The sequence below is a fragment of the Rheinheimera sp. SA_1 genome (assembly GCF_001669775.1).
GTDB lineage: Bacteria > Pseudomonadota > Gammaproteobacteria > Enterobacterales > Alteromonadaceae > Pararheinheimera.
The window spans coordinates 495,759-508,921 of sequence record NZ_LXWK01000011.1 but is presented as its reverse complement, the minus strand read 5'-3'; the positions used below and the strand labels follow the sequence as shown (position 1 = coordinate 508,921).

At 52.2% G+C, this 13,163-nt stretch carries 14 protein-coding genes; 5 read left to right on the top strand and 9 right to left on the bottom strand.

Annotated elements, in window-relative coordinates; translation table 11 throughout:
* Nucleotides 1–206 precede the first annotated feature (206 nt).
* A complete protein-coding gene (locus A5320_RS03475; protein WP_068060949.1) occupies nt 207–986 on the top strand; it encodes a substrate-binding periplasmic protein in 780 nt (259 codons plus the stop codon).
* A 29-nt stretch (nt 987–1,015) separates the two neighbouring features.
* Here the strand turns inward: A5320_RS03475 and A5320_RS03470 are convergent, their stop codons facing one another.
* Both A5320_RS03470 and A5320_RS03465 read right to left on the bottom strand, forming a co-directional pair.
* The gene (locus tag A5320_RS03470; RefSeq protein WP_068060947.1) at nt 1,016–1,774 is read right to left on the bottom strand and encodes a 2OG-Fe(II) oxygenase; all 759 of its coding nucleotides are present in this window, start codon (nt 1,772–1,774) and stop codon (nt 1,016–1,018) included.
* A 153-nt stretch (nt 1,775–1,927) separates the two neighbouring features.
* Complete coding sequence (locus A5320_RS03465) at nt 1,928–2,692, bottom strand: SDR family oxidoreductase (protein WP_068060944.1); 765 nt, start codon at nt 2,690–2,692, stop codon at nt 1,928–1,930.
* 144 nt (nt 2,693–2,836) lie between these two features.
* On the opposite strand from A5320_RS03465, the gene A5320_RS03460 reads away from it, so the two are divergent.
* The gene (locus A5320_RS03460) at nt 2,837–3,745 is read left to right on the top strand and encodes a LysR family transcriptional regulator (RefSeq protein ID WP_068060942.1); all 909 of its coding nucleotides are present in this window, start codon (nt 2,837–2,839) and stop codon (nt 3,743–3,745) included.
* A 116-nt stretch (nt 3,746–3,861) separates the two neighbouring features.
* Here the strand turns inward: A5320_RS03460 and A5320_RS03455 are convergent, their stop codons facing one another.
* From A5320_RS03455 to A5320_RS22095, 3 genes are all read right to left on the bottom strand, one after another.
* Nucleotides 3,862–4,611 (bottom strand): SDR family oxidoreductase, encoded by a 750-nt coding sequence (locus A5320_RS03455; protein ID WP_068060939.1) that lies wholly within the window; start codon nt 4,609–4,611, stop codon nt 3,862–3,864.
* A 263-nt stretch (nt 4,612–4,874) separates the two neighbouring features.
* Nucleotides 4,875–5,552, bottom strand: coding sequence for a hypothetical protein (locus tag A5320_RS03450; protein ID WP_068060935.1), 678 nt, complete (start codon nt 5,550–5,552; stop codon nt 4,875–4,877).
* A 381-nt stretch (nt 5,553–5,933) separates the two neighbouring features.
* A complete protein-coding gene (locus A5320_RS22095; protein WP_197489962.1) occupies nt 5,934–6,074 on the bottom strand; it encodes a hypothetical protein in 141 nt (46 codons plus the stop codon).
* Between the two features lie 31 nt (nt 6,075–6,105).
* On the opposite strand from A5320_RS22095, the gene A5320_RS03445 reads away from it, so the two are divergent.
* Nucleotides 6,106–7,071, top strand: coding sequence for a sensor histidine kinase (locus A5320_RS03445; protein ID WP_197489961.1), 966 nt, complete (start codon nt 6,106–6,108; stop codon nt 7,069–7,071).
* Between the two features lies 1 nt (nt 7,072).
* Nucleotides 7,073–7,873, top strand: a complete 801-nt coding sequence (locus A5320_RS03440) for a LytR/AlgR family response regulator transcription factor (RefSeq protein WP_068060932.1) — start codon at nt 7,073–7,075, stop codon at nt 7,871–7,873.
* A gap of 52 nt (nt 7,874–7,925) precedes the next feature.
* Here the strand turns inward: A5320_RS03440 and A5320_RS03435 are convergent, their stop codons facing one another.
* From A5320_RS03435 to A5320_RS03420, 4 genes are read right to left on the bottom strand one after another with little or no spacing between them, the layout of a single operon-like run.
* Nucleotides 7,926–8,690 carry a GNAT family N-acetyltransferase gene (locus A5320_RS03435; protein WP_157605603.1) on the bottom strand — a complete coding sequence of 255 codons (765 nt, stop codon included), beginning with the start codon at nt 8,688–8,690 and terminating at the stop codon, nt 7,926–7,928.
* Nucleotides 8,691–8,721: 31 nt separating this feature from the next.
* Nucleotides 8,722–9,810, bottom strand: a complete 1,089-nt coding sequence (locus A5320_RS03430) for an alpha/beta hydrolase family protein (RefSeq protein WP_082971507.1) — start codon at nt 9,808–9,810, stop codon at nt 8,722–8,724.
* Nucleotides 9,811–9,838: 28 nt separating this feature from the next.
* The gene (locus A5320_RS03425; RefSeq protein WP_068060925.1) at nt 9,839–11,209 is read right to left on the bottom strand and encodes an ATP-binding protein; all 1,371 of its coding nucleotides are present in this window, start codon (nt 11,207–11,209) and stop codon (nt 9,839–9,841) included.
* Nucleotides 11,206–11,862, bottom strand: a complete 657-nt coding sequence (locus A5320_RS03420) for a response regulator (protein WP_068060922.1) — start codon at nt 11,860–11,862, stop codon at nt 11,206–11,208. The genes A5320_RS03425 and A5320_RS03420 overlap by 4 nt, the downstream gene beginning before the upstream one ends.
* A gap of 339 nt (nt 11,863–12,201) precedes the next feature.
* Here A5320_RS03420 and A5320_RS03415 point away from each other — a divergent pair, with 339 nt between their 5' ends.
* Nucleotides 12,202–13,161 (top strand): tetratricopeptide repeat protein, encoded by a 960-nt coding sequence (locus A5320_RS03415; RefSeq protein WP_068060919.1) that lies wholly within the window; start codon nt 12,202–12,204, stop codon nt 13,159–13,161.
* Nucleotides 13,162–13,163: the final 2 nt, after the last annotated feature.

The following is a 13,163-nucleotide window of genomic DNA, read 5'->3' as shown; positions in this document are numbered from 1 at the left end:
GCAGGCAGCAGCGAAGCCGCAACATCAGGGATGACAGGTAAAACACCGAATGTTCAGCGAGTGATCTATATTCAAACTTGTCGCAGTGTGGTGATGTTCACCGAAATTCCAGGCCGTCATTTCATAGTTGAGAATTCATGCAACAGACATCGTTGTTCGGGTACAGATTGAAGGCACTGGCAGCGCTGTGCGGCAAAAAGGCTGTAATGGCGATTTGGGTATTGTTGGCCTTAGCGCCAGGCTGTCAGACTGCCATCGGCGCGACATTCAAGACCAATATGATCCAGTTTGATCCCTGGACCCGCTTAGTCGCCGGCGGCAATGACTCCCAGACCGAGGGGATCCTGGTCGATTTGCTGGATGAATTTGAGCGGCGTAGCGGCTATAAAACCGAAAGAACCATGGTGCCTTATGCCAGAGTTGAACAAAACCTGGAAAATGGCGTAACGGATTTTTCGTTAATGGCCTGGGGAGAAGCCCGGGCACGTTATGCCGAGCGTGGCACTTGTCTGGTGCCGTTGGCGTTTGGCGTGCGCGCCCGCAAAAATTTCCGCATCCGTAGCTATGACGATCTGTACAACATCCGTATTGGCACCCCACGTGGTCTGAAAATTGACCCCCGGTATGATGTTGATACCGCCATGAATAAACAAATGGTACTGGACTATACCACTGGCGTGATGATGGCGGGTTTAGGCCGGGATGTTGATGCGGTTGCCGGTTCATTGTCGACGATTAACTATTTGATTGCGCAGAACAAGATGCAGGACAGATTCGATGAGACGCTGGTGCTGAACACCACGCATCTGGCGGTGGCATTTTCCCGTAAATCACCGCTGTTTACCAAACGGCATCTGGTGAACCGCATTTTTGATTCGATGGAACAAGATGGCACCGCCAGGGCCATTTATCAAAAATGGCTGGGTGTGCAGAGTCATCAACTCAAAGACGAAGCGGTTGCTTCGAATTGTAAGTCTGGCAAATAACGGTCAAAAACGTTGTCGTCTGGCAAACATCATTCCGACCAATACCAACTAGTGACGTTATAGCGATAGTGCCGGGTGTTTGTTTCAGCAGACAGCGCTTTAACCCAGTGCTCAGAACCCGCTGACGACGGGTCAAACAACACACAACGGTTGAAAAAAGGCGCGATATGCACCGGGTTATCATCCTTGCCGCTAAAAACCAGTTCGCCGCCCTGATCGCTCTGCCAGTCTTCATTTAAATACAACAACATACACACTTCACGACCGGGTGAGTCATCGGCATGCTGATTGACAAAATCACGGGCTCCTAAGCGAAAATAATTGGTATTAACCTCAGGTTTTGCCACGTTAAGATCGGTGATTTGCACCTTAAAAATCCGCGATAACAACGCCATAAATTCTGGCCCGCGTAAAAACTGCAAAAACTCCTGCGCCGGATTAGCCAATGGCTGGGCGGCGGGGGAGTGCTGGGCTGAGGAGAGATGAGCAGTGCTGCTTTTAGCAATCGAATTATCAGCATCAGGCACCGCACGTTGCCAGACATCCCGCTGCACAAAACGTTGCGCCTGCGGGGTTTTCTGCCACTTCGCCTGATCCACATATAAAGCCGAGTAGGTATGGTGTTGTGTTTGCCAGCCATCTGCTTGCTGCAAAACGCGACTGACTTCAAGCAGTTTGGAGGTATCAAATAACTGATCAATCACCACATAATGGGGTGTCGAGTGCAGTAAAGCCGTGCGATAAGTGCGGATAGCAGGGGCGGTAATTTGCTGTTGATTCAGCCACATTCAGAGGACTCGCAGGTAGTGTTAGCTAACGTCTTAAAAGGCAGATGATACAATATTCTGAGCCATTGCAGGCAATGACTCAGACTCTGGTACTGACTTAGATTGAAGTCGGGCGCTGCATATTCCGGATAGAAAGCGGAACTGCAATACGGATCAAGTTCTGGTGATTGAAGCGCCACCATCAACCAGTGAGGCGGTGCCTGTCACAAATGACGAGTCGTCAGAGGCCAGATAGAGCACTGAACGCGCTAGTTCTTCAGGTGTCGCAACACGTTTTAGCGCATGCAACTGTGTCACAAAAGACTGTGATTCAGCACTGTCATTCATGCCGCGGTACATCGGCGTATCAACGGCTCCGGGTAACACTGCATTGACCCGCACGTTTTGAGGACCAAACTCTGCTGCCAACGCCTGAGTTAAGCCGATTAAACCTGCTTTGCTGGCGGCATAAGCTGCAACGCCGGGGAAGGCAAAGCTATAACCGACGAAGGTAGAGGTAAAAATGATTGAACCGCCACCTTGCTTCAGCATTTCCGGGACCTGATGTTTAGCTCCTAAAAAGGCACTGGTCAGGTTGGTTTCCAGTGTTTGCGCAAATCCCAAAGCCGATACTTCAGTGCTAGCACCCATTTCACCCAAGGTGCCGGCGTTGTTATAAGCAATATCCAAACGGCCGTACTGACTCACCGCTAAGTCGACTAAAGCTTTAGCATAGTCTTCAGCAATCACATCGCCTGCCAGCGCAATGGCTTCGCCGCCTTCTGCGTTAATTTCTGCCACTAAGCTTGCCAGTTCGCTTTCACGACGCGCCCCAACAACAACTTTTGCGCCTTCACGGGCAAACAACAAAGCGGTTGCCCGGCCAATCCCTGAACTGGCACCTGTCACAATCGCTACTTTACCGGTTAATTTTTGCATGATGAATTCCTCAATTTTAGTGAAACAAGGTCACATGACCTGCTTGGGATCAACTATATTGAATTGCTTTTAGTAGATGAAGGCCGCGAATATGAAGGTATTATTCATCTTTTATGAACGAATTTGTGAGCCGAAGGAGTTGGAATGGACAGACTCAGAGCGTACGAAATTTTTATGACCGTGGTGAGCAAGGGCAGCTTCAATAAAGCGGCTGATTTGCTGGATACCTCACCTGCCAATGTGACCCGTTATATCAATGATCTGGAAGCTTATTTGGGCTGCAGGTTGCTCAACCGCAGTTCTCGTAAATTGTCGCTGACCGAAAGTGGCGAGGCCTTATTTGAGCGCTGCAAGTCGATACTGGCGGAAGTAGCAGAAACTGAGGCTTTGGTCTCTTCCGCTGCGATCCAACCACGGGGCCGATTGCGGATCAATGCGCCTTTGAGTTTTGGTATTTTGCATCTGGCGCCATTGTGGCCTGAATTTATCCGACGTTACCCGGAGCTGGAGCTGGATATTTCGCTGGTTGACCGGGTGGTCGACATCGTGGAAGAAGGCTACGATTTGGTGATCCGTATTTCACGGGCTGGTTCGGTGAATCATGCTGCACGTAAGCTAGCCAGTTCGCATAACGTGTTATGTGCCTCTCCGGCTTATCTGCAGCGACATGGCACACCACTGATGCCGGACGATTTAAAAGAGCATGAATGTATCATTTATACCTATTCGGGAGACGAATGGAATTTTACTGACAGCAGCGGCAGAATTCAGCAGGTGAAAGTGAAAGGCAAGGTACACACCAACAATGGTGATACCGCAAGAGCCATGGCGCTGAGTGGTTGCGGCATTATCTGGCAACCGACTTTTCTGATCGGCCCGGATTTAGTCTCCGGCGCTTTGGTGGCCTTACTGCCGGACTACAAGTTGCCGGACATTGATGTACTGGCCATGTACCCAAGCCGACGTCATCTGAGTGTGAAAGTACGGGTCATGATTGACTTTCTGGTAGAAGCTTTTGCCGGAACTGCGCTCTGGGACCGCAAGGCAAAATGACCTCAGAGAAACATGACCGCCGGGAAAAATGACAAAAAGCCTGCAATATCTCAGGTGCAGGCTTAAGAAGTTAACAACAAGGATCCGTATGAAAGACTCAGGCTGCACCCGGAATTTTATAATTGGCTCATGCCGCCATCAGCAATCAGTTCGGTGCCGACAATAAAGGCCGAGTCTGCCGAAGACATAAACAGCACTGTTTTAGCCAGCTCATCCGGGGTACCAAAACGTTTCAGCGGAATTTGTTCCTGGATCGCTGTCGCCATCTGTTCCAGCTGTGCAGCATCCATACCCAAACGGCCGTACAACGGCGTGCTGACAGGACCTGGGCTGACAACATTAACCCGCACACCAAGCGGCAACAGTTCTGCAGACAAGGTTTTGGCAAAGGAAATCAGTGCCGCTTTACTTGCTGCATACACCGCAGAAGAAGGCATGCCGATATGTGCATTAATTGAACCGTTCAGCACAATGGCGGCACCACGATTTAACAGCGGCGTCAGCGCCTGGATGGTGAAAAAAGCACCTTTTACATTGACGTTAAACGTCTGATCCCACAGTGCTTCATCGATATCTAGCATTGGTGCGAACTTGGCAATACCGGCATTTAAGAAAATGGCGTCCAGTTTGATGCCTTGTTCCGCTAAAGTACCGGCTAATTGGGCGGCCGCTTTGATATCACCCTGATCGTTTTGCAACGCAATAGTGTTCGCGCCGATCAACGTTTTCGCCTGATCCAGCGTCGCCTGATCACGGCCGGTAATGACCACACGAGCGCCTTCTTGGGCATATTGAATGGCTGTCGCCAAACCAATACCGCTATTGCCACCGGTCACTAACACTGTTTTGTTGGTAAATCTGTTCATATAACACTCCTGATGCTGTTGGGTTTTGCTTTCGCGTCGACTGTTGTGGACTGCGTAGCTTGTTAAAAAATCTACCCTGGTTGCGATGAGCCACTTAGGTCGTAAGGCTCAGGCGTTGGCAGTGAGTGAAATATAAACATTCAGAACTTGTCGAACAAACCCACAACTATGGATGATTCGTTCATCTTTTGTGAATGATGACGGGTCTGGCTGGTGATGGCAAAAAGCACGGGTTCTTAAGAAAACGCTGCTGCGTTGCCACTTTACCTGATACTCGCGCGCTTACGCTGCAGCAAAGTACGACCCAGCCAATACAGCGTCGCCACTAACACCAGCAGCACAGGGATGGCCAGGACCGGAACCCCAAACACCGCGCTTTTGCGCACCATAGCCGGGAAGACTTGCATTTGACCAGTGAAAAAAGACCCGGTGGCGATCAACATCGCAAAACACATCCGCCACAGATGCCGCACCAACCGCTGGGCACCAACGATTTGTCCTGCCCGCAACAAACGAACATCCAAAGCGGCACACAGCAGACTGATGGTGCCAAACACCATCAGCGTCTGTGGCGGACTATTTTTGGTGATTAAAGTTTTTGGATCTTCAAGGAAATTGAACCACAGGCTGAGCGCATAAATACCCAGTAACGCCGCCGCAAAGGCAAACCATGCCAGCACCGCGTAACTATCCTGTACCTTGCGTTTGATGACCAACCAGGATGTACAGACCAGATAAGCAGTAAACAAAGCGGCAACACCGGTCACGTGGTCGATGCGTAAGAACAGTGAAACGATGGCGGCACTGCCCGTCATGATCAGCATCGAAATGGTAAATAGCGTACCGGACTTGCGATGCAGCGGTGAGCCTTTGGCGGCAATCATCGCCATTGCGCCAGCCAAGATCGCCACTAAGCCCGCGATAATATGGATCCAAGTCATAAAAAACCTTTTGTCGTTGCAGATTTGATGCTGACAGAATATGTCAATTCACGACGTATTTAGGCGCTGCTATTGATGAAATACGGATCGGAAAGAACTGACGACGTTCTGGGCGGACCGGCGACGAAAACCGCGGTAATTGCTGCGGCTACATAGTTGTGGATACATAGTGGCGACTACATTGTTATGGACGGGGGGAGGCGCCCGTCATTCATCTGCCGATATCGTCATTTACGCCAACCAAGGCGTCAGCCATCATCTGGGGGCATCCATGACACCACTTTGCAGTGTAAGCTAGGCGTATTCCCTCATTGCTAAACGCATCGAGATTAACAATGAAAAATTCTGCTGATATTTTAGGTCTCGTTTAACCATGCAACATCATGAACCTTCAGTTTCATTACCAACGACCCCGCCAGCGCCACCGGCGATGTTTGGTTGGCAGCGGCTGCGGATAGTTCTTTTGGCCTGTGTGCTGTTCAGCGCGCTCTGGATCCCCATTTTTGTTTCCAGCTGGTTCATACCGCCAATCCGCCTACTTATGCTCGGGGGCTTGCAATTGCTCGTTTTTGGCATCTTCGAGCGCTGGCCGAAGCGATTGCCGCGCTGGATGGCGCGCTGGTTGCTCCAGGTGTTAGCGGTCGCTGTTGTGGCGCCTTTTGCTGCGGTGTTGATTATGTCCGTAACCTCGTTTTCTCATCCGGAAGTGTGGAGCACCGACCCGAAAAGAATGTTTGGCTTTGCTATTTTGCTTTTCATCGGTTTGTTAGTGTCGCCGTGGATTGCGATGTCGGCGTTGTACCGCCATATCAACGGCCAGGCGCAGCGGCAGGCGTTGTCGTTTGAGCTGGAACGCAGTAAGTTGGCCAGAGACGCGTTGGATTCACGGCTGCGTTTATTGCAGGCGCAGGTCGAGCCGCATTTTTTGTTTAATACGCTGGCGAACGTGCGGGAGCTGGTTGATTCCGGCTCGTCACAGGCATCCGAAGTGCTGGGGAGTCTGATCACTTATTTACGCGCGGCCGTGCCCAATTTGCATAACAGTGCCACCACGTTGGGACAAGAATTAGAATTGGTGCGGGCTTATCTGGAATTGATGCATATGCGGATGCCCGATCGGCTGCAGTTTACCATTCAGGCTGAACCCGCAGCTCTTGCCGTGCAATGCCCGCCGATGACCTTGCTGACGTTGGTGGAAAACGCCATCCGGCATGGCATCGATCCCAGTGAAGAAGGCGGTCAAATCGACGTCTCGGTGCGATTACAAGACGGACGTTGTCTGGCGGAGGTGAAAGACACCGGTGTTGGGTTAAGTTGCGGGCTCAGCAGCCAGCAGAGCAGTAAAGGCTTAGGCACTGGCCTCGCCAATCTGCGGGAACGCCTGCAGCTGGTTTTTGCCGGTCAGGCGCAACTCAGCCTGACGGCGCTGGAGCCACATGGTTTTTGTGTCAATATCAATATTCCGGCGCAATGGAGTCCTGCAGTGACTGCACCAACTGCCGTATCTTCAGGAGACTAAGATGCTTTTAAATCAGCCGACTTCAAATCAGCCAACCGCACTCATCGCCGACGATGAACCGTTGCTGCGCAGTGCGTTAGCCCGGATGCTGGCGGCTACCTGGCCAGAATTAACTATTGTGGCGCTGGCGCGTAATGGCCGTGAAGCGCTGGAACAGTATCAGCTGCATAAACCCACCGTATGTTTTCTCGATATCCATATGCCGGGGATGACCGGCATTGAAGCCGCGCGCCAGATCGGCCGCGGTGCGCACCTGGTGTTTGTCACGGCCTACAGCGAATATGCCGTCGAAGCGTTTACCCAGGGCGCATTAGATTATTTAGTTAAACCGGTGGTACAGGATCGACTGGCCGAAACGGTGCAGCGGCTGCGGGAAAGGTTTGGGACTGCCCAACAAGCGCCTGACATCGAGCTGTTATTGGACAAATTGGAAACGCGGTTACAGAAAAAAGCCGCGCCAGAACCGTTACGCTGGATCAAAGCATCCATTGGCCAATCAGTGCGGATGATTGCGGTCAGCGACATTGATTTTCTCCGTTCCGATGAAAAATATACGCTGATTGGCTGGCGCGATCACGAGGGAAAAGCTGCAGAAGCACTGATCCGCACTCCACTAAAAGAGCTGGTCGAGCAGCTGGATGCCAGCCACTTTGTGCAAATACACCGCTCGGTGGTGGTCAATCTGGCTAGGGTCAGCCACGTGATCCGCGGCGACAACGAAACCGCCACGGTCTACTTAAAAGGCCGCAGCGAAAACCTGCCGGTGAGCCGCAGCTATTTACATCATTTTAAGCAGATGTGAGCTGAGTGTCGTGGATGTGTGATTTGACGGCTGAATGCAGCAGGGCGTGAGTTTAGCCGTTGTCAGCAGAAATGGTCCCTGCCATATCAATCACTTGCCAGTGGCCAAATAAATCAAGTCCTGCGGCTCTGGCTAAAGCTGTTGAGGCCAGGTTGTCGGTCTGACAACGGTATTGCGGCTGATAACCCTGTTCACAGGCGTAATGGCTGATCGCCCGGATCACGTTGCGCGCATGACCAACCCCACGATAATCTGGCAAAGTTAATACACCGGTATCGGCTATTTGTTCGCCGTCCCATGGATACATACTGGCAGCGCATACCAGTTGGCCATCAACAAAAGCACCAAACACTGCCCAATGGTCAAGTTCCACGTAGGCGTCATCCAAATCCTGCGCAGATGCCCGGGACTGGAACCGGGTGAACAAAGGCGCGTCCGCTGCGTGCAATTGCCGTACATGCGCCACTGGCGCTTGCTGTAGCAACGCCTGCTGACTTGCTGCGCTGAAATAAAACAGCTTGTCCGCGCCATACAAGCGGATGCCAGCGTCCTGCAGCCGTTGTCGCAGTAAAGCCTCTGTGAACCCTGGCTGCAGCCCAGATCTAAGGCCAGAACTAAGCCCGAGTTGGCTGGCGATATCAGGTGCCATCACCGCCCAAAGCTGGCCGCCGACGGATTGACGCAGCATCAACCGGCGATCCGGTGGCAGTGTGGAGCTGATCACTACTGTCAGTTGTTCGCCCCGGTAGATCACGTCACCGCGCAAAAATAAATTGTGCCAATAGGCTTCGATTGTCGGCGAAAACTGGGTCAACATGTGCTATTACTCCGGGATTTGCATGCTGTAATCAGGGCAGCGCCAATTGTTTAGCAAAAAATTCTACCACACGTGGGTTCATGGCATCGTGGAAAACCTGACGATCAAAGCCGTCCGGATCCCTGCAGATTGGCGCCAGTTTCAGGATGCCACAAGGGGCGAGAAATGACAGATGTGCGGCGTTTGGTACCAGCTGGAATTCGACGCTGCTGCCAAGTTGATCACGGATCACTTGGGCATTGCTTGTCGCCGGCACATTATCATCTTGGTCGCCTTGCCATAACTGTACCGGCATTTTGACATTGGCCAGTGCGTCTGGGCCTTTGAATGTAAAGCCAAGACCCGGCGCGGCGATGACGACGGCTTTAATCCGCGTGTCTACTAGAAAGCTATCAAAATTGGCCGGCAGATTTGAACCGAGCAGGAAGGAATTAGCCTGACGCAGCATATCGCAGGCAAACTCATTTTGAGCGGCACAATAGGCCGCCACTCCCCGCAGATCCGGTTTGGCACCGGCAGCGGTCAGCACGGTGAAAGCACCTATCGAAAAGCCATAAGCGCCAATGCGGTTGGCATCTATGCGTTGATGCTCCGGCCATTGCTGCAGCATATAGTCGATGCTTACCCGTAGCTGTGCAGTGCGGCCGGTAAAGTAGGCTGGCGTACCAACCGAGCTTATATCAAGATAATTATCACTGTGCATTGGAGCGGCCACAACAAAACCCGCAGCAGCCAGCGCCAGTGCGAGATCGGCGTGGCTGGTTACGGAGCCGCCAGTGCCGTGAGACAAGACGATGAGCGGTAATTGGTTGCCAGCAATGGCCCCGTTCGCTGCGACTTGCATGAAAAAACTGCCTGCCCATTTGGGCGCTGTTGGCGTCTGAGTGGGGTACCAGATCGCGACCATCATTGGTTTGCCGTCCGCATCTTTGGCTTGCACAGCCTGAAATCCGACCGGCCGCTCTGTGCTTAGTGCATTCCAGAACAAGATGCTGATCAGCATGCCAATGAGCGTGGCCACCACCGCTATCATGACCACAGTCCATTTTAACATCCTGCGGCCAAGGGGCTGCCGGTGCGGTTTACCTGTTGTCGCTGCTACGTTTTGTTGGGTATTCATTGATGAGTCTCCAAATACATAAAGGGCCTTATTCCACAGGTATTTCAACGATAAAGTTGCAGCCACGTCCGTGAAGACCTTGCTCCAGCCGGACTTTGCCGCCTAACCGCATCACCGCCTGAGCCACTATCGCCAGGCCAAGACCCGAACCGCTGATGTCGGTGCTGGTCACACGATAAAAGCGCTCGAACACCAGGGATTGTTCTGCTGGACTGATCCCTGGCCCATCGTCGGCAACTGATAATTTAAGGATGCCGTTTTGTTCGGCTAATTCTGCCATAACCTGACCACCATCCCGGCCATAACGCACCGCATTTGACAGCAGATTTTGCACAATCGACAGCCAAGCTTGGGAGTCCAGTAGACAGTGCAACTGATCTGGCGCTTCAAGCGATAGTTCAATGTCCCGCGCCATTGCGGGCATTGCGACGTTCACCAGTTCCTGGCGCAATAGTTGCGCGACATCAAGGCTGGTTGCCGCTGTGCTACTGGTGGTGTCAAAGCGCGCCAAATCCAGCAGTTGTTCAATCAGGTGCGACACCCGGGCGATGGCTGCGTCAAGGTATTGCGCAGCTTGACGCCGGTCTTCGCTATCGACTGCCTTTAGCATCACATGGGCCTGTGCCGCGATCACCGCAATGGGTGTTCTCAGTTCGTGAGCCGCATCTTGTACAAAGCTGTGCTCACGCGAGATCCGGGCGCGCAATTGATGAAACAGGCGATCAAGCGCGGTGGTGAGTGGGGTTAACTCGGCATAGGTCATATCCAACTCCAGTGGCTTCAGATCATCAGGCCCTCGCGCTGCGATTGCGTCTGACAAGCGGCGCAGTGGACTCAGGCCTCGTGCCACGGCATACCAGACCGGCAACAGTAATAATGGAAAAGAAATCAGTACTGAGATGGTCAGATTGTCGCTAAGCCGCGCCAGCAAAAGCGCTGGGGCAGGCACAGGGTCAGCGAGGGTGAGCACCCACTGTGTGCTTTTTCCCCGATAAACCTGATACTGACTGCCTTGTAGTTGCTGGCTAACTACCTCATTCGCGACGCCACTCCAGCCGATGCCGTCACTTCCCGGCGTCAGATACAGACGCTGTCCGGTGTGATCTTCCAGTTGAATTAAAAACCGTTCCGAAACATCCGCGCGTAGATACACGCTGTTAAACAGCGCTGAATACAAGGCAACCGCTTGGCGAGCCTCTGTTACATCGTTGATCTCACTCAGTACTGCCAACACAGCTTCACCGCGTTGCTGTTGCCGTGCTGCTGCGGCAGTGTGACTACTTTCCTGCCAATAGTAGTACGTCATCAGCACCAACCAAATCAGCACAGATACGGCGAGCAGGGCGATGACCACACGCCTGACTAACGTCGGACGGACGACAGAGCGTAATATTTTCATGGCACCAACATATAACCCACACCACGAACGGTGCGGATACGCTGCGCGCCGATTTTCCGGCGCAGATTGGAGATATGGACTTCGAGCAAACTGAAAGTCAAGGCGTCACCTAAGGGTTCCAGCCGTTGCGCTAACACGCCCTTTGGCACCACCGTGCCCAGCTCGCGCGCCAGTTCTACCAGTAATTGGAATTCCCGCCGCAGCAAGTCGAGTTCTGCACCGTCTAGCCAAGCCTGATAACCACGCGGGTCAATTTGCAACTGGCCAATGGTCCACATGGCACTGGCTTGGCGCGCTACCCGGCGCAATACGACGCGCAGCCGCGACAATAGCTCTGCCATCGCAAAGGGTTTGACCAGAAAGTCATCGGCGCCACCATCTAAGCCGGCCAATCGGTCGTCGAGGGCTGATCGGGCGGTGATCATGATAATGGGGACAGTAATGCCGTTTGCGCGCCAACGCGATAACAAGTCAAAGCCGCAGCCGTCGGGCAGTGCAACGTCGAGTAGGATGCAGTCGTAGTCCAGATCGGCGGCGATGCGAGGTGTGTCGGCCAACCGACGCAACCAGACACTGCTAATGCCTTCGGCCTTGAGCGCCTGTTGCAGCGCAAAGCCTAAATCCAGATCGTCTTCAATGATAAGTAAGTGCATGCCAGCATTATAGCCATGCCAACCTTAAACAGAGCCAAAATCCCCCGTACGCTGTTACATCCTCCGGTCCGTGCCAGCTCACCAAACCCCTGCAACCCAGCCGCGTTTTTTCGTCGTCCATGACAACCAAACCGTCAGTCGTCCCTTGCTGATTGCCGCCACTTTGCCGACCAGCGACACTGCAATTATCGGAACCATGGCAAAGAATCAACCTAAGCTGTTGGATTGTTTTAAATTATTTAAGTTACTTTCATCTGGGAATACACCACTATGCGCAATGTTACTTCTCGTAAATCCTTTGTTGGTCAAGCAGTCACCTTCGCTTTATTAATGACAGCTATGTCAGGCCTGCAGTCAGCCAACGCGCACGAATACACCGCGCTTATCGACGCAAAAAAATATGCCGAAGCCGAAACCGCTATCGCCGCTAAACTCGCCATCGAGCCGACTAATGCCGATGCTTTGGTCGGCAACATTGATTTAATTTTGCTCGAGGGCAACATTCAGCGTTTTGATGACGCTATCAAAATGGCTGAGCAATGCATTCAACACAACCCAAACAGTTCTGAATGTCATGAGTCGCTTGGCAATGTCCTTGGTTCCAAAGCGGAAAAAGGTGACATGATGGAAGCTGTCGGTTCTCTTGGCGCCATTCGCGATTCTTTTAAGAAGGCGATTGAATTAGACCCGGCCAACTATAACGCTGCAGTTTCGTTGATGTCGTTTTATCTGGAAGTCCCGGGTTTAATGGGCGGCAGCACGTCTAGCGCGAAAAAGCTGATCCGCACCACCCACCAAACCAACCCAGAAGTTGCAAAATTACTGCAGGCAAAATTCGATTTATATGACGAAAACTTTGAAGATGCCCGGGCGGGGGCTTTAGCCGTCAAGGTCGACAATGCGCCAGTCATTGCTAAATTACAGCGTGACATCTTAGTGACGATTGGTTTGACCTTATTAAGAGAAAAAGAATTGAGCGATGCTGAAAAAACTTTTTTGGATGTTATCCAGCGTTTCCCTGATTCTGAAATTGCTTATTTTGGTCTTGGCAGAACGTTATTAGAGCAAGGCAAACCAAAAGAAGCACTGGTGCATCTGGAGCAGTCTTTGAGCCTCAAACCCACTGCAGTGGCCTGGTATCGTTTAGGCAAAACCTGGCAGGCATTAGGCGATAGCACCAAGGCTGTGTCTTCATTCGAACAAGCACTTGCCTTCAGCCCCGCATTGTCGTCAAAAGCGCGTGGGGATGCAGAAGAGCAATTAAACGCACTGAAAAAAACTGACTTCGCGACTAAATAGTC